This window comes from Streptomyces sp. NPDC090022 (assembly GCF_044748145.1).
In the GTDB taxonomy this organism is placed as follows: domain Bacteria; phylum Actinomycetota; class Actinomycetes; order Streptomycetales; family Streptomycetaceae; genus Streptomyces.
In genome coordinates this window covers 27,153-42,964 of sequence record NZ_JBIVFN010000040.1, presented here as the reverse complement: position 1 = coordinate 42,964, position 15,812 = coordinate 27,153, and the positions used below count along the sequence as shown (strand labels likewise).

Below are 15,812 nucleotides of genomic sequence, written 5' to 3'. Positions count from 1 at the left end.
ACCCGCACCAGCCACTTCGCACGACTTCGCCCCGCCGACCAGAACTCGATCGACGGGGCGAAGCAGACGACCCCGAATTGACCAACAGCATCCGGTGCGGATCGCGGGGCCCCTGTTGGCCGTACGGGTGCGGTGCGGGCGCGGTGCACGCACGCGGTACGCGCGCCTGCGTCAGTCGCCGATGAGGGCGTCGACGAACGCCTCCGGCTCGAACGGCGCCAGGTCGTCGGGGCCCTCGCCGAGGCCGACGAGCTTGACCGGGACGCCGAGCTCGCGCTGGACGGCGACGACGATGCCGCCCTTGGCGGTGCCGTCGAGCTTGGTGAGCACGATGCCGGTGATGTCGACGACCTCGGCGAAGACACGGGCCTGCGTGAGGCCGTTCTGGCCGGTGGTGGCGTCGAGGACGAGGAGGATCTCGTCCAGCGGGCCGTGCTTCTCCACGACGCGCTTGACCTTGCCGAGCTCGTCCATGAGGCCGGTCTTGGTGTGCAGGCGGCCGGCGGTGTCGATCAGGACGACGTCGGCGCCCTCGGCGATCCCCTCCTTGACGGCGTCGAAGGCGATGGACGCCGGGTCGCCGCCCTCGGGGCCGCGCACGGTGCGGGCGCCGACGCGCTCGCCCCAGGTCTGGAGCTGGTCGGCGGCGGCGGCGCGGAAGGTGTCGGCGGCGCCGAGGACCACGGAGCGGCCGTCGGCGACCAGGACCCGGGCGAGCTTGCCGGTGGTGGTGGTCTTGCCGGTGCCGTTGACGCCGACGACCATCACGACGCCGGGCGTGTCGACCCCGGACTCGGTCTTCACGGCGCGGTCGACGTCGGTGCCGATCAGGTGCAGCAGCTCCTCGCGGAGCAGGGCGCGCAGCTCGTCGGGGGTGCGGGTGCCGAGCACCCGGACCCGCTCGCGGAGCCGGTCGACGAGCTCCTGCGTGGGCTTGACGCCGACGTCGGCGGTGAGGAGGGTCTCCTCGATCTCCTCCCAGGTGTCCTCGTCGAGGTGCTCGCGCGAGAGCAGCGTGAGCAGCCCCTTGCCGAGGGAGTTCTGCGAGCGGGCCAGGCGCGCGCGCAGCCGGACCAGGCGGCCGGCGGTGGGCTCGGGCACCTCGATCTCGGGCGCGGCCGGAGCCTCGGGCTCGGCCGCGGCGGGGGCCTCGGGAGCGGCGGCCTCCGCCTCGGGGAGCACGACCTCCTCGATGGTCCGGCGCGGCTCGGCGACCGTCGGAGCGGCGTCCTCCCCCACCTGCGGTTCGGCGGGCGGGGCAGTGATGGTCGGCGCGCTCGGCGGCGGGGGCGGCAGCTGCTTCTTCTTGCGGCTGCTGACCACGAGACCGCTGATGGCACCGACCGCGACCAGGGCGATGACTACAGCAAGGATGAGGATGTCCATAACGCACCCAGTATCGGCCACCGGACCGCCGGCGGGCCGAACCGACCGGACCGGCCGCGCTGCGCACCGGGACCGAAGCCCCTATTTGGGTATTTCGGCCGACACCTACGATGATGGGCGACTCCCCCCTCCTCGTCCCCATCGGAGTAGCGCATGCCTGCCGAGTCCGCCGACGGCGCGATAGAGACCCGCGGCCTGGAGCCCGTGCCGGACCGTGAGCGCACCGGCCGTGTCCGGGAGCTCGTGCCGACCTGGGTCGCCGCCAACATCAGCGTGCTGCTGCTGACCATGGGCGCCGGTCTGGTGATCTTCAACGGGCTGAACTTCTGGCAGGTGCTCCTCGTCGCCTTCGCCGCGCCGGTCCTCTCGTACGGGCTGGTGGGTCTGATCTCGATCGCGGGCAAGCGCGGGGGCGCGCCGGGCATGGCGCTGTCGCGGGCGGTGTTCGGCCAGCGCGGCAACCTGTTCCCGGGCTCGCTGATCTGGGTGGCCCGGTGGGGCTGGGAGACGATCAACGCGGTCAGCGGCGCCTACGCCGTCCTGACGGTGCTCGACCTGCTCTTCGGGATCAAGAGCAACACCGCGCTGATCGTCGTCACGCTGGTGTTCTTCGTCGGCTGCACGTTCGCCGTCTCGGGCCTGGGCATCAACGCGCTGCGGGTCTGCTCGACGTGGTCCACGTACCTCTTCGGCGGCTTCAGCGTGCTGGTGCTCGGCTACCTGGTCGCCACCACCGACTGGTCGGCGGTCTTCGGCAAGCCCGCGGGGTCGACGGCGATGATGATCGCGGGCATCGGCACGATCGCGGCGGGCGGTATCAGCTGGGTGCCGTCGGGGCCGGACTTCACGCGTTATCTGCCGCGTACCGCCTCCTCGCGGGGCATGGTGGGCGCGACCATCGGCGGGGCCGGTGTGGTCGTGGTCCCGATGGTGCTGATGGGCGCAGTCATGGCGGTGGGCACCCCGGACCTGGCGAAGGCGCAGGACCCGGTCTCCTTCATCGGCGAGCTGCTGCCGACGTGGCTGGCGGTCCCGTACCTGCTGATCGCCCTGATCGGCATGCTGCTGATCAATTCGATGTCGATGTACTCGGCCGGGTTCACCGCGCAGACACTGGGCATCACGGTGCCGCGCGCCTGGGCCGTCAGTGTGAACGCGGTCATCAGCCTGGTCTTCGGTTTCCTGCTGATGGTGGTGGCGACGAGCTTCTTCGGGTCGTTCATCTCCTTCCTGACGCTGCTGGCCGTGGCCTTCTCGGCGTGGATCGGCGTGTTCGGCGTGGACATGCTGCGCGGGCGGGTCTACGACGGGGCGGCGCTGCTGGACACCACGCGCACCAGCGCCTACTGGTACCGGGGCGGTTTCGCCTGGCAGGCCATGACCGCCTGGGGCGTGGCGCTGGCGGTGGGGCTGCTGTTCACCTCCGTGGACTGGTTCAGCGGTCCGCTGGCCGGGACCTGGATCGGGCGCAACGGCCTGGGCTGGGTGGCCGGCATCCTCACCTCCGGCGTGCTGTACGCCGTCCTGCCGCGCGCGGCGGCGCCGGCGGCCGGGGCCGGTGGTACGGCCCCGGAGGCCGGTGCCGCCGCCGGTGGCACCGACGCGCGCGTGCCGACCGGATCCCTGTCCAACTGACGCTACGTCAGCTAACGTCCCCCCTCGCCACCCACACCCGGCGGAGGGGGACTTCTCCATGCCCATCACCGTGGCCCGGTTCAACCTCGTCGACCCCGACGGTACGCCCGAGACCCTCTCGGCCCGCTACCGGTGCGCGCTGGAGATGGCGGCGTACGCCGACGAGCACGGCATCGACACCCTCCAGACCGAGGAGCACCACGGCACCGGGAACAACTGGCTGCCCTCTCCCCTGGCCTTCGCCGGTGCGCTCTTCGGCGCCACCCGCCGGATCTCCGTCACCGTCTCGGCGATCATCGGCCCGCTCCACGACCCGCTGAAGGTCGCCGAGGACATCGCCGTCCTGGACCTGCTCAGCGGCGGCCGGCTGATCACGGTCGCCGGCATCGGCTACCGGCCGGAGGAGTACGAGCAGCACGGCGTCGAGTGGGGCCGGCGCAGCCGCCTCCAGGACGAGCTGCTGGAGACGCTGCTGCAGGCCTGGACGGGCGAGCCGTTCATGTTCCGCGGCCGGACGGTGCGGGTCACGCCGGTGCCGTTCACCCGGCCGCACCCGCTGCTGCTGGTGGGCGGCAGCTCGCGGGCGGCGGCCCGCCGCGCGGCCCGGCTGGGGCTGCCGTTCTTCCCGAGCGCCCACCTGCCGGAGCTCCAGGCGTACTACGAGGAGCAGCTGGCCGAGCACGGCACCGAGGGGTTCTGCATGATGCCGGCCGCGCGGACCCCGTTGCTGCACATCGCCGAGGACCCGGACCGGGCCTGGGCTCTGTACGGGGAGCATTTCCTGCACGAGGCCGGCATGTACGCGTCCTGGCAGTCCAAGGACATCCGCTCGGCGGTGCGCTCCGGCGCCCGCACCGTCGAGGAACTGCGGGCGGAGGGCGTCTACCGGATCCTGTCGCCCCAGGAGGCGGTGGCGTACGCGCGCGAGGCGGGCGAGGCGGGCAACCTCGTCCTGCACCCGCTGTGCGGCGGGATGCCGGTCGAGGAGGGCTGGCGCAGTCTGCGCCTGCTGTGCGAACAGGTGCTGCCCCGGCTCGTGGACTGAGCCGGGGCAGTACCCGTGGTCGAGGAGAGGGGTGTTGGCGGGGGTGGTTACCCCATCTCCTCCAGCGCCTTGCCCTTGGTCTCCGGCACCCACTTGAGGATGAAGGGGATCGAGAGCAGGGCGAAGCCGGCGTAGATCACGTACGCGCCGGAGAGGTTCCAGGCGGACAGGTCCGGGAAGGACACGGTGATCGCCCAGTTGGCGAGCCACTGCGCGGAGGCCGCGACACCGAGGGCCGCCGCGCGGATCCGGTTGGGGAACATCTCGCCGAGCAGCACCCAGACCACCACGCCCCAGGAGAGGGCGAAGAAGAGCACGAAGACGTTGGCGGCGACGATCGCGACGGTGCCCTGGAGGTCGGGCAGCGAGATGTCGTCACCGGTGCCGGTCTTGTACGAGAAGGCCCAGGCACAGGTGGCGAGCGCCAGCGTCATGCCGACCGAGCCGATCAGGGCGAGCGGCTTGCGGCCGATCCGGTCGACGAAGATCATCGCGATGACGGTGCCGATGATGTTCACGATCGAGGTCTCGAACGAGTAGAAGAACGAGCTCGCCGGGTCGATGCCGACCGACTGCCACAGCGCGTTGCTGTAGTAGAAGATCACGTTGATGCCGACCAGCTGCTGGAAGACCGACAGGCCGATGCCGATCCAGACGATCGGCAGGAAGCCGAACCGGCCGCCGAGCAGGTCCTTGAACGTCGACTTGGTCTCGCTGTGCATGGCGAGGCGGATCTCGGCCGCCCGCGCCTCGGGGTCGGCGGCCGGGCCCTCGACCTCTGCCAGGATCTTCTTGGCCTCCTCCTCCCGGCCGACCGCGATGAGGTAGCGCGGCGACTCGGGGATCACGAAGGACATCAGGCCGTAGAGCACGGCCGGTACGACCATGACGCCGAGCATCCACTGCCAGGCCTCCAGGCCGGCGAGGACGCCGCGCTGTTCGCCGTCGGCCATGTTGAGGATCGCCCAGTTCACGAGCTGGGAGACGGCGATGCCGAGCACGATGGCGGCCTGCTGGAAGGAGGCGAGGCGGCCGCGGTAGGCGGGCGGTGCGACCTCGGCGATGTACGCCGGGCCGATCACGGAGGCCATGCCGATGCCGAAGCCGCCGATGGCCCGCCACACGCCCAGGTCCCAGACGGCGAAGGGGAGGGCCGAGCCGATGGCGCTGGCGGTGAACAGGAGGGCGGCGATCCGCATGACCAGGATCCGGCCGAGCCGGTCGGCGAGGCGGCCGGCGACCGCGGCGCCGACCGCGCAGCCGAGCAGGGTGATCGCGACGACCGTGCCGAGCTCGGTCTCGGAGATCCCGAACCGCTCCTTGATCGCGACGCTGGCGCCATTGATCACGGCGGAGTCGTAGCCGAAGAGGAAGCCGCCGAGGGCGGCCGCCGCCGCGATGAAGATGACGTGGCCGAGGTGTTCGGGCCGGGGCCCGCCGCCCGGCGTGGGCGCCTTCGCTGTGCTGGTCAAGGTGTACTCCGTGGGGGATTTGTCCGTTCTCCTAGTGGCGCACAGTTCAAGATCGGACACCACCCGAAGAGGGAAGACGGCAGGGGTGAGCCTATGTCTTCATTTCATGAAGTCAAGACTTCGGATCAAGTCCACAGAATCCGGCGAAGAGCGCACCCGATCGAGAGGCATCGTTCAAGACTTGAAGAAATGAGGGGCGGCAGCCCAGCGAGGGGGTCAGCGCAGCCGCTGGCTGATCACCTTCGACACCCCGTCACCCTGCATCGATACGCCGTACAGCGCGTCGGCGACCTCCATCGTGCGCTTCTGATGGGTGATGACGATCAGCTGGGAGCTCTCCTGGAGCTCCTCCATGATCCGGATCAGCCGCTGGAGGTTGGTGTCGTCGAGGGCGGCCTCGACCTCGTCCATCACGTAGAACGGGCTGGGCCGCGCCTTGAAGATGGAGACCAGCAGCGCCACCGCCGTGAGCGAGCGCTCGCCGCCGGAGAGCAGGGACAGCCGCTTGACCTTCTTGCCCGGCGGGCGGGCCTCGACGTCCACTCCGGTGGTGAGCATGTTGTCGGGATCGGTCAGGATCAGCCGGCCCTCGCCACCGGGGAAGAGCCGGGAGAAGACCCCCTCGAACTCCCGGGCGGTGTCCCGGTAGGCCTCGGTGAAGACCTGTTCGACGCGCTGGTCGACCTCCTTCACGACCTGAAGGAGGTCCGCCCGGGTCTTGCGCAGGTCCTCGAGCTGCTCGCTCAGGAACTTGTGCCGTTCCTCCAGGGCGGCGAACTCCTCCAGGGCCAGCGGGTTCACCTTGCCGAGCTGCTGGTAGGCGCGCTCGGCGGCCCTGAGCCGCTTCTCCTGCTGCGCACGGACGAACGGCCCGGGCAGGTTGCGCGGATGCCCGGGGTCCTCGGGCAGCTCCTCCCCGTCGGCCGGGAGCGAGGGCGGTACGGGCTGGCCGGGCCCGTACTCGGCGATCAGGCCGGCGGGCTCGACGCCGAGTTCCTCCAGGGCCTTGGTCTCCAGCGCCTCGATGCGCAGCCGCTTCTCGGCGCCCAGCACCTCGCCGCGGTGCACGGAGTCGGTCAGCTTGTCGAGCTCGCTCTTCAGGTCGCGGCCGCGGGTGCGCGCCTCGCCCAGGGCCTGCTCGCGGCGGCCCTTGGCGTGTTCGGCGGCCACCTTCTCCTGCTCCGCCCGGGCCAGCGACACCTCGATGTGGACGAGGAGCTGGCGGGCGCCGTCGGCGACCGCGGTCGCCACCTCGGCCTCGTGGCGCAGCCGGGCACGGCGGCGCTCGGCACGCGCCCGGGCCTCCCGCTCGGCGCGGGCACCCCGGTCCAGGGCGTCGGCCCGCCCGGCCAGCCCCTTGACCCGCTCCTCGTGGGTGCGCAGCTGGAGGCGGGCCTCCATCTCGGTCTGGCGGGCGTTGGCCCCGTCGGCGGCCAGCCGGTCGCGGACGGCGGTGTCCGGCTCCTCCTCGAGGGGCATGTCCTCGGCCACGGCCAGCCGTTCGGCGCACTCCTCGACGTCGGTCTGCGCCTGCTCCAGCGCGTCCTGCGCCTTGGCCGCGGCCGCGGCGCTGCGCTCGGCCTCGCCGGCGGCCCCCTTGGCCTGCCCGGCCAGCCTGCCGAGCTGCTGGGCCACCCCGGCCCGGGCCCGCTCCCCGGCCCGCTGCCGCTCCGCCAGCGTCTCGACGGCGGCGGCCAGTTCCCGGCGCCGCGCCTCGGCGTCCGCCTGTACGCCGGCCAGCTCGCCGCACCGCACGTCGAGTTCCGCGAGCTCGCGCCCGGCCTCGTCGACGGCGGCCTGCACCTCGATCAGGCTCGGCGCCCCGGCCGAACCGCCCTGCGCGAGGTGTCCCCCGAGCACGTCGCCGTCGGCGGTCACGGCCACCAGGTCCGCCCGCTCGCGTACGAGGGCCTCGGCCTCGTCGAGGCTCCCGACGACGACGTGATCCCGCAGCACCCACGCCAGCGCCCGCAAGACCCCGGCATCCCCGTGCACCAGCTCCACGGCGGGGATCCCCCGCCCGGCCGCACCCGACGAGGCGCAACCCCCGCCCGGGGCCACGGCCGACGGGTCTGCGCCCCCGCCGACCGCCACCGCGGACGCCGGCACCGGCGCGCACCCCTCGGTCTCCGCCCCGGCCGGGTACCGGGCCCCGCCGTCGGCGGGCCCGGCGGTGGCGGCCGGGGCCGGGGCCGGGTGCCCAACGGTGCCGCCGACGGGAGCGGTTGCGGGCGGTGGGACCGGGGCGGAGCCCTCGGACCGGGCCGCCGCGACGTACGCAGCGGCTGCGTCGGCGGGCGCGGACGCCGGCGTGGGAGCCGGGCCCGGGACGGCTGCCCCGCCCGGGGGCGCCGCGGGGTGCGGGACGCCACCCTCGGAGGGTGTCGGCGTCGGCGTCGGCGCCGCCGTGGGCAGCTGGGCCCGGGGCGGGAGGACCGCGGGGGCCGATGGGGTGATCAGGAACGTGGCGCGGCCCGCGTCGCTCGCGCGCAGGTGCCGGATGGCGTCGGCGGCCGAGCCCGGTGAGGTCACCGCCAGCGCGTCCGCCGCCGACCCGAGCGCGGCGGCGACCGGGATCTCGTGGCCGGGGGTGACGGAGAGACGTTCCGCCGCCGGGCCCAGCAGGCCCGCCAGCCGTTCCCGGGCGGCGAGGACCGCGCCCGTGCCGTCCTTGCGCCGCAGGCCGAGGGCCAGCGCGTCGCGGCGGGCCGTGGCCGCCGCCCGCGCGCGTTCGGCCGCGCCCAGTGCGTCCCGGGCCGCCGCCAGGTCCGCCTCCGCGGCCCTCAGCGCCGTGCGCGCGCCGTCGAGTTCGGTCTCGGCGCCGGCGCCGGCGCCGTCCAGGTCCTCGACCTCGGCGGCCAGCGCCTCGTACTCCTCCTGGGCCAGTTCCGCGCGGGAGCGCGCCTCGTCGCTCGCCGCCACCAGCCGGTCGATCTCCGCCTGCGCGGCCCCGGCTCGGGACCGCGCGGCGGCCAGCCGTCCGGTCAGCCGGGCCAGGCCCTCGCGCCGGTCGGCGATGGCCCGCGCGGCGTCCCGCAGCCGCCGTTCCTCCTGCGCCAGCGCCCGTTCCAGCTCCGCCCGGTGGGCGACGGTGTCCTCCAGGGCCCGGGACGCCGCTTCCAGAGCCGCCGTCAGTTCCGCCTCCTGCTCGCGGATCCGGGCGGCCTCCCGCTCCATGTCCTCGGGGTCGCGGCCACGGCGTTCCTCCTCCTGCGGGGCCGTCGCGCTCTTCACGCGGGCGTCCGCCAGCGACACCGTGCCCCGTACCCGCTCGGCGAGCTGCGACAGCTCGTACCAGGTCTGCTGGGCCCGGGCCAGACGCGGCGCCAGTTCCCGTACGGCCGCCTCCAGCTCGGCCTCGCGCCGCAGTGCCTGGGCCAGGTCGGCCTCGGCGGCCTCCTTGCGCTCCTTCAGCGCCGCCTCGTCCGCGACCTCCGCCGCCAGCGCCCCGCGCAGCGTCACCAGGTCGTCGGCGAGCAGCCGCAGCCGCGCGTCGCGCAGGTCCGCCTGGATGACCGCCGCCCGCCGGGCGACCGCGGCCTGCCGGCCCAGCGGCTTCAGCTGCCGCCGCAACTCCTCCGTCAGGTCCTGCACCCGGGCGAGGTTGGCCTGCATCGCGTCCAGCTTCCGCAGCGCCTTCTCTTTGCGCTTGCGGTGTTTCAGGACGCCGGCCGCCTCCTCGATGAAGGCGCGCCGCCCCGTCGGATCGGCGTGCAGGACGGAGTCCAGCTGGCCCTGGCCGACGATGACGTGCATCTCGCGGCCGATGCCGGAGTCGGAGAGCAGCTCCTGGATGTCGAGCAGCCGGCAGGTGTCACCGTTGATCTGGTACTCGCTGCTGCCTCCGCGGAACATGATCCGCGTGATGGTGACCTCGGCGTAGTCGATCGGCAGGGCGCCGTCGGAGTTGTCGATGGTCAGCGAGACCTCCGCGCGGCCCAGCGGCGGCCGCCCGGTGGTGCCGGCGAAGATGACGTCCTCCATCTTCCCGCCGCGCAGGGACTTGGCCCCCTGTTCGCCCATGACCCAGGACAACGCGTCGACCACGTTGGACTTGCCCGAGCCGTTGGGGCCCACCACGCAGGTGATGCCCGGCTCGAAACGCAAGGTGGTCGCGGAAGCGAACGATTTGAAGCCACGCAGGGTCAGGGACTTGAGGTGCACGCCGCCGGACTCTACCTCTCACGGTCGGTTTCGCCCATGAAGGTGCAGGGCACAACAGACGTCAAAAGATCCGGTGCGAGGACGACGCGAAGGACGGCGCAAAGAAAGAAGGGACGCCGGAGCGTCCCTTGCAGATCATGCGGGGCTGGAGTCGAGCGACGAGATGGCGCGAATCAGGTGAGCGCAGGCTCCGCCTTGGGTACGTCGAGGTCGATGCTGTCCAGCAGCGAGTCTCCGTGCTGAGCGGCGGCCGCGTTCAGCGCGTCGTTCTCGGACTGAATCCGTACAAGCTCGGACTCGAGGTCCTGGACGCGCTGCTGAAGCCGTCGCATCTCGGCGAGGAGTCGCGGGTCGGAACCGCCGACGTAACCGAGAAGCGCCTTTGCCATGATGGATGGTCCTCCACACTGAGTGACCGACCGAAGCGGTGTGGGTCGTGAGGGAATCGCACCCGCGGTGTCTGGCAGCGCCTGTCAGTCTCTGCGCTACTACTGCCAACACGGCCAAACAGCTCAGGTGCGCGGGGACTTCCAGCGTCTCACCAAAAAGTTTGACGGTCAACACGATCACGCCCCGTATCGGCGGGCAACCCTGTCCGCACAAGGGTCGTGGTGATCGTCCGCGCCCCCGTGAGCCCGTCGCGGAAAGCCGCGCGGTCGCATTTCGGGGACGTAACCGCAGTTCCGGCGGTATGGAGATGTGATCGGTACATGATCAGCGAATCGCGAAGCCCTCGTAGCCGCCGCGCGGCGTCCCCCAAATCTCGGTGACTCCGTCGACCCGTCCCGGCGTGTCGGAAGATCGCAGCCATTCGAGCAGCCGGTGGCAATTCTCACGTTGACCTTCGGCCACCACCTGCACTCGGCCGTCGTCGAGGTTCAGCGCGAAGCCCTGCAGACCGCCGATCTCCAGAGCGTTCTCCCTGGTGAACCAGCGGAAGCCCACTCCCTGTACACGGCCGCGCACCCATGCGGTCAGCCGGACGTCTTCGTTCATGCGTGAACGCTAACGGGACGGACACCTCCGGGCCACGTCACCCCCCGCGTTCCATGGCGTAGTGTCCCCCACCAATGAACTCACCCATTTGGGTGGGTAATGGTTGATCTTGGAAGGCTCGCCGATGGGACGCCACCGACTTCCCGCTCCGCGCTCCCCGCGCGGTTCCGTCGTGCGCAATGGGCTGCTGGGGATCTCGGTGGCCGTGGCCCTGGGCACCGCGGCCGTGACCACCGGCGTGGTCCCGGTCGGCGACTCCTTCCCGTACGTGGGCACCGAGGCCAAGAAGACCGAGGCCGGGGCGGAGGCGCGCACCCCGCGCGCGACCGCGTCCGAGGTGGAGCAGCAGGGCGGGCTGGCGAACCTCTCCGCCCGCGCCACGGCCGATGCCGTCGCGAGCGGTTCCCCGACCCCGTCGGCCTCCGCGTCCCCGTCCCCCTCGGCCTCCCCCTCGGCCTCCCCCTCGGCCCCGGCCTCCGCCGCGCCGACGCCGACCCCGTCCGCTCCCGCCGCGAAGGAAGCGGAGCGGCCCGGGAAGCCCGGGAAGCCTGAGCAGTCCGAGAAGTCGGAGCAGTCCGAGAAACTCGGCAAGCCGGCCCTGCCGGACGTGAAGCCCGCACCGCGCACGGCCGCGCCCGCGGCGCCCGTGGCTCCCCCGGCCCCGAAGACCCCGAAGACCCCGAAGGCCCCGGCGCCCACCAAGGCCCCCGAGCCCCCGAAGAACGTGGTGCCCACGGTCGCGACCGGGCACGACGCCGAGGAGAAGGCCGTACTGGAACTGGTCAACGCGGAGCGCGCCAAGGCGGGCTGCCCTGCCGTCCGCGCGAACCCGCCGCTGGCCGCTCTGGCCGCCGCGTTCAGCAAGGACATGGCCACCCGGGGCTTCTTCTCCCACACCGACCCCGACGGCAACACGCCGTGGGACCGCGCCGACAAGGCCGGCCTGGCGGGGATGGGCGGCGAGAACATCGCCCGCGGCCAGGGCGACGCCCAGGCCGTCATGACCGCCTGGATGAACAGCCCCGACCACAAGGCGAACATCCTCAACTGCGAGTTCCGCACCCTCGGCGTCGGTGTCCACGTCGCCGCCGGCGGCCCGTGGTGGACGCAGGACTTCGGGTTCTAACCCACCCGCGACGTCGGCTTCCGGCCCACCCGCGCACGAAACGACGCGACCGCGCCCCCTGTCACCACCACAGGGGGCGCGGTCGCGTCCGGGGGCCGTGCCTCAGGCGGCGACGGCGGCCAGTGCCGCACGGCCGGCCAGGACGACGGCCGCCTGCTCGGCGACCCGGCGGCCCAGGTGCCGGGCGGTGGCGAGGTCGGCCTTGTGCACGCCCTCCGGACCCTCGTCGGAGTTGGTCTGGGCGGCGGCACCCGAGAAGAAGCCGAGGCGGTTGAGGTCGTTCTCGGATCCCGTGGAGCTGTTCCAGCCCGGCTTGAGGCCCAGGTTGACCCAGTTCATCCCGTGCTGGGCGGCCAGCGTCTGGAAGAACTGCAGCGTGTGCAGCTTGTCGCCGCTCTTGGAGGCGGAGTTGGAGAAGCCGGCGGCGAGCTTGTCCTGCCAGGCGTCCTGGAACCAGCGCTTGGAGCTGGCCTCTGCGAAGACGTGGAAGGCGCCGGAGGCGGTGCCCATGTACGTGGGCGAGCCGAAGACGATCGCGTCGGACGCGTCGAGCAGCGCCCACTGGGTGTCGTCGATCTCGTCGACCTTGATCAGGTGCACGATGGCGCCGCCGTCGACGGCCCCGTCGCGTACGGCTTCGGCGACGACGGCGGTGTGGCCGTAGCCGGAGTGGTAGGCGATCGAGACGACGGGGGTGTGAGCGGTGGCGGACATGGCGGGGACCTTCCCTCGGGGCACAGCGGGCGGGGGTGTCGGCGCGGCGGTGGGGGGGCTCCCCCGGCGGCGACACCCACAGGAAAGCACTTTCTTTTTGAAAGCGCAATCTACGAGTTAGCGCTACCCAGGGGTACGCTTGCCCCATGGAGACTCCCGCCCGCACCGGAACCGCGACGGCCTGCGAACTGGCGTTCGATGTCTTCGCGCGCGCGTGCCCGTCCCGCGAAACGCTGGAACACGTCACCGGCCGCTGGGGCGGCCTGACCCTGGGCGCGCTGTACGAGGGCTCGTGCCGGTTCAACGAACTGCGCCGGCGCGTCGACGGCGTGAGCGAGAAGATGCTGTCCCAGACCCTGCACGCGCTGGAGCGCGACGGACTGGTGCACCGGGAGGCACAGCCGACGAACCCGCCGCGGGTGGACTACGAGCTCACGCCGATGGGGCGCGAGGTCGCCACCCGGCTGCTCACGCTGATCCGCTTCCTGGAGGAGGGCATGCCGCAGGTGCTGGCCGCCCGGGAGGCCTACGACGAGGCGCGCGGCGCCCTCTGACAACGCGGGCAGAAATAGCTGGACCGGTTCATCCAGGGCCGGCGCCGCATCGGGGTCCCGCAGCGCCGGCACGGCTCGTCCTCGCGGCCGTACGCGTCGAGCGAGCGGTCGAAGTAGCCCGACTCGCCGTTGACGTTGACGTACAGGCTGTCGAAGCTGGTCCCGCCGACGGCGAGGGCCGCGTTCATCACGTCGCGTACGTGGCCGAGGAGTTCCACGCTCCGGGGCCGGGTCAGCCGGTCGGTCGGGCGGTCGTAGTGCAGCCGGGCCCGCCACAGGGCCTCGTCGGCGTAGATGTTGCCGACACCGCTGATGAGCGACTGGTCGAGCAGCGCCCGCTTGACGGTGCTGCGCTTGGCGCGCAGGGCGAGGTGGTACGCCGTCTCGTCGAACAGCGGGTCCAGCGGGTCCCGGGCGATGTGGGCGATGACGTCGGGCAGGCCGTCCGCACTGCCGGCGGCGCTCTCGTGCAGCGAGAGCCCGCCGAACGTGCGCTGGTCCACGAAGCGCAGCTCGGTGCCGAGGTCGTCGCGGAACCTGACCCGGATCCGCAGGTGCTTCTCGTCCGCGGCCTCCTCGGGCTGGACGAGCAGCTGACCGCTCATGCCGAGGTGCCCGAGCACCGACATGCCCTGTCCTTCGAGGGGCAGCCACAGGTACTTGCCCCGGCGCATCGGCACGCCGATGGTCCGCCCGGCCAGCCGGGCGGCGAAGTCGGCCCCGCCGGCGGGGTGGCGCCGTACGGCCCGCGGGTGCAGCACCTCGACGGAGTCGACGGTCCGGCCGGCCACCCAGCGCTCCAGCCCGCGCCGTACGACTTCCACCTCGGGCAGCTCGGGCACGGTCTCTCCTGGGGAAAAGGGCGCGGGTCGGTCGTGGTCGAGCCTACCGAGCCCGCCCGCGGGCCCGGAAAACGGGGCCGCCCGCCCCCTCGGAGCGAGGGGGCGGGCGGGATTGCCCGAAGGAAGGGCGGGTCAGGCGGAAGAAGTGTCGGCGGGGGTCGGCGTCCCGCCGTCCTCACTTCCTCCGGCGGACGCCGCCGCGGCCTGGGCCGCGATCCGCTCGTCCGCGGCCGCGCGGATCGCGCGCCACGCGGACTCCGCCGCCTGCTGTTCCGCTTCCTTCTTGCTGCGGCCGGTGCCGGTGCCGTACGAGACACCACCGACGCGGGCGGCAGCAGTGAAGGTCTTCTCGTGGTCCGGACCCGTCTCGGTGACCAGGTACTCGGGTACGCCAAGGCCCTCGGCCGCCGTGAGCTCCTGGAGACTGGTCTTCCAGTCCAGGCCGGCTCCGAGGTTCGAGGACTTCTCGATCAGCGGGTCGAAGAGCCGGTGCACCAGCTCCGAGGCCGCGTCGAGTCCCTGGTCGAGATAGACCGCGCCGATCACCGCTTCCAGGGTGTCGGCGAGGATGGACGCCTTGTCCCGGCCGCCCGTTCCCTCTTCGCCCCGGCCGAGCCGGATGAAGGAACCCAGTTCGAGGCCACGTCCGACCTCCGCCAGCGCACGCGAATTGACCACCGCGGCCCGCAGCTTGGCCAGCTGGCCTTCGGGCAGGTCGGGGTGGGTGCGGTACAGCGTGTCCGTGACCACCAGGCCGAGCACGGAGTCCCCGAGGAACTCCAGACGCTCGTTGGTGGGCAGGCCGCCGTTCTCGTACGCGTACGAACGGTGCGTCAGCGCACGCACCAGAAGGGCGGACTCGAGCTTGTAGCCGAGCCGCCCTTCCAGAAGCGTGTGGGACGAGGCCGCGTTGCTGCTGTCTGCCTGCTTCTTGTCGCCGGCAAGCTCAGACATTGCGCCTCTCACCAGCCGCTCAGACCTCGAGGACCTGGCGCTTGTTGTAGGTGCCGCAGCTCGGGCACGCGATGTGCTGGAGCTTCGGCTCCTGGCAACGCTCACACGAAACCAGGGTGGGGACCGCAGCCTTCCACTGCGACCGGCGGTGGCGCGTGTTGCTGCGCGACATCTTCCGCTTCGGAACAGCCACGGCTACTTCTCCTGCTTCTCGGCGGCGCTCTGAACGTCGTCAGATGCAGTGCCGCTCATGTTGTCCTTCTCGTCGTCCTGATCGGTCACGACGAGTCCCTGCAATGCCGCCCAACGGATGTCGACGGCTTCATGGTGGTGGTCCGGGTCGTCGTTCAGGCTGAGCCCGCATTCGGGGCACAGTCCGAGACAGTCCTCCCGGCACACCGGCTGCAGCGGCAGTGCGAGCACCACCGCGTCGCGCAGCACGGGTTCGAGGTCGAACAAGCCGTCCTCGAGGAAGAGCCTGTCCTCGTCGTCCTCGGCGTCGTCGCCCGGCTCCGCCTTCACGCGGCCCCGGTCGTCGGCGTCAGGGTACGAGAACATCTCCTGGAAGTCCGTGTCGAGCTCACGCTCCACGGCCTCCAGACACCTTACGCACTCCCCCACGGCCGATGCACGGGCGGTGCCTGTGACAAGCACCCCTTCCATGACCGACTCCAGGCGGAGGTCGAGCTGGACGGGGGCGCCCTCCGGCACCCCGATGACTCCTTCGAGACCGAGGTCCGCCGGAGCCGCGATCTCGCGGGACAGCCGCTGCATGGCACCAGGACGCCGTCCCAGCTCGTGCGTGTCGAACACGAGGGGGTTGCGGTGGTCGAGGCGGGCGTTCAGGGCCGTTCCTGCTTTCGTGAAATCGCTCAGATTGCCGCCTGCGGGCAGCATGGAGGGGGTCGCATCCGCGCGACCGAA

Annotated in this window: 14 protein-coding genes; 4 read left to right on the top strand and 10 right to left on the bottom strand. The window is 72.1% G+C overall.

Features of this window, described 5'->3' with window-relative positions; all coding sequences use genetic code 11:
* Positions 1 to 171: 171 nt before the first annotated feature.
* Positions 172 to 1,386 carry a signal recognition particle-docking protein FtsY gene (gene ftsY / locus ACIPXB_RS36205; RefSeq protein WP_401457091.1) on the bottom strand — a complete coding sequence of 405 codons (1,215 nt, stop codon included), beginning with the start codon at positions 1,384 to 1,386 and terminating at the stop codon, positions 172 to 174.
* 153 nt (positions 1,387 to 1,539) lie between these two features.
* On the opposite strand from ftsY, the gene ACIPXB_RS36200 reads away from it, so the two are divergent.
* Together ACIPXB_RS36200 and ACIPXB_RS36195 are read left to right on the top strand one after the other, a co-directional pair.
* Positions 1,540 to 3,021, top strand: coding sequence for a cytosine permease (locus tag ACIPXB_RS36200; protein WP_401457090.1), 1,482 nt, complete (start codon positions 1,540 to 1,542; stop codon positions 3,019 to 3,021).
* A gap of 58 nt (positions 3,022 to 3,079) precedes the next feature.
* Entirely contained in the window at positions 3,080 to 4,066 is a 987-nt protein-coding gene (locus tag ACIPXB_RS36195) for an LLM class flavin-dependent oxidoreductase (protein ID WP_401457089.1), read from the top strand.
* Between the two features lie 47 nt (positions 4,067 to 4,113).
* On the opposite strand, the gene ACIPXB_RS36190 is transcribed toward ACIPXB_RS36195, so the two are convergent.
* The 4 genes from ACIPXB_RS36190 to ACIPXB_RS36175 form a co-directional block, all read right to left on the bottom strand.
* Positions 4,114 to 5,538: a sugar porter family MFS transporter gene (locus ACIPXB_RS36190; RefSeq protein ID WP_401457087.1), complete on the bottom strand. Its 1,425-nt coding sequence runs from the start codon at positions 5,536 to 5,538 to the stop codon at positions 4,114 to 4,116.
* A gap of 216 nt (positions 5,539 to 5,754) precedes the next feature.
* Positions 5,755 to 9,702 carry an AAA family ATPase gene (locus tag ACIPXB_RS36185; protein WP_401457085.1) on the bottom strand — a complete coding sequence of 1,316 codons (3,948 nt, stop codon included), beginning with the start codon at positions 9,700 to 9,702 and terminating at the stop codon, positions 5,755 to 5,757.
* A 173-nt stretch (positions 9,703 to 9,875) separates the two neighbouring features.
* Positions 9,876 to 10,091: a hypothetical protein gene (locus ACIPXB_RS36180; protein WP_401457083.1), complete on the bottom strand. Its 216-nt coding sequence runs from the start codon at positions 10,089 to 10,091 to the stop codon at positions 9,876 to 9,878.
* Positions 10,092 to 10,416: 325 nt separating this feature from the next.
* Entirely contained in the window at positions 10,417 to 10,698 is a 282-nt protein-coding gene (locus ACIPXB_RS36175) for an acylphosphatase (RefSeq protein ID WP_401457081.1), read from the bottom strand.
* 172 nt (positions 10,699 to 10,870) lie between these two features.
* Here ACIPXB_RS36175 and ACIPXB_RS36170 point away from each other — a divergent pair, with 172 nt between their 5' ends.
* On the top strand, positions 10,871 to 11,824 hold the full coding sequence (locus ACIPXB_RS36170; protein ID WP_401457079.1) for a CAP domain-containing protein: 954 nt from the start codon (positions 10,871 to 10,873) through the stop codon (positions 11,822 to 11,824).
* A gap of 102 nt (positions 11,825 to 11,926) precedes the next feature.
* Here the strand turns inward: ACIPXB_RS36170 and ACIPXB_RS36165 are convergent, their stop codons facing one another.
* Positions 11,927 to 12,538, bottom strand: a complete 612-nt coding sequence (locus tag ACIPXB_RS36165; RefSeq protein WP_401457078.1) for a flavodoxin family protein — start codon at positions 12,536 to 12,538, stop codon at positions 11,927 to 11,929.
* Between the two features lie 146 nt (positions 12,539 to 12,684).
* Here ACIPXB_RS36165 and ACIPXB_RS36160 point away from each other — a divergent pair, with 146 nt between their 5' ends.
* Complete coding sequence (locus ACIPXB_RS36160; RefSeq protein ID WP_401457077.1) at positions 12,685 to 13,092, top strand: winged helix-turn-helix transcriptional regulator; 408 nt, start codon at positions 12,685 to 12,687, stop codon at positions 13,090 to 13,092.
* Here ACIPXB_RS36160 and mutM read toward each other — a convergent pair.
* From mutM to ACIPXB_RS36140, 4 genes are all read right to left on the bottom strand, one after another.
* Positions 13,065 to 13,934, bottom strand: coding sequence for a bifunctional DNA-formamidopyrimidine glycosylase/DNA-(apurinic or apyrimidinic site) lyase (gene mutM / locus ACIPXB_RS36155; RefSeq protein ID WP_401457076.1), 870 nt, complete (start codon positions 13,932 to 13,934; stop codon positions 13,065 to 13,067). The two genes, ACIPXB_RS36160 and mutM, sit on opposite strands and share 28 nt — an antisense overlap.
* A gap of 132 nt (positions 13,935 to 14,066) precedes the next feature.
* Positions 14,067 to 14,888 carry a ribonuclease III gene (gene rnc, locus ACIPXB_RS36150; protein WP_401457074.1) on the bottom strand — a complete coding sequence of 274 codons (822 nt, stop codon included), beginning with the start codon at positions 14,886 to 14,888 and terminating at the stop codon, positions 14,067 to 14,069.
* A gap of 19 nt (positions 14,889 to 14,907) precedes the next feature.
* Positions 14,908 to 15,081, bottom strand: a complete 174-nt coding sequence (gene rpmF, locus ACIPXB_RS36145) for a 50S ribosomal protein L32 (RefSeq protein WP_003965982.1) — start codon at positions 15,079 to 15,081, stop codon at positions 14,908 to 14,910.
* A 2-nt stretch (positions 15,082 to 15,083) separates the two neighbouring features.
* Complete coding sequence (locus tag ACIPXB_RS36140) at positions 15,084 to 15,785, bottom strand: YceD family protein (protein ID WP_401457072.1); 702 nt, start codon at positions 15,783 to 15,785, stop codon at positions 15,084 to 15,086.
* Positions 15,786 to 15,812 lie beyond the last annotated feature (27 nt).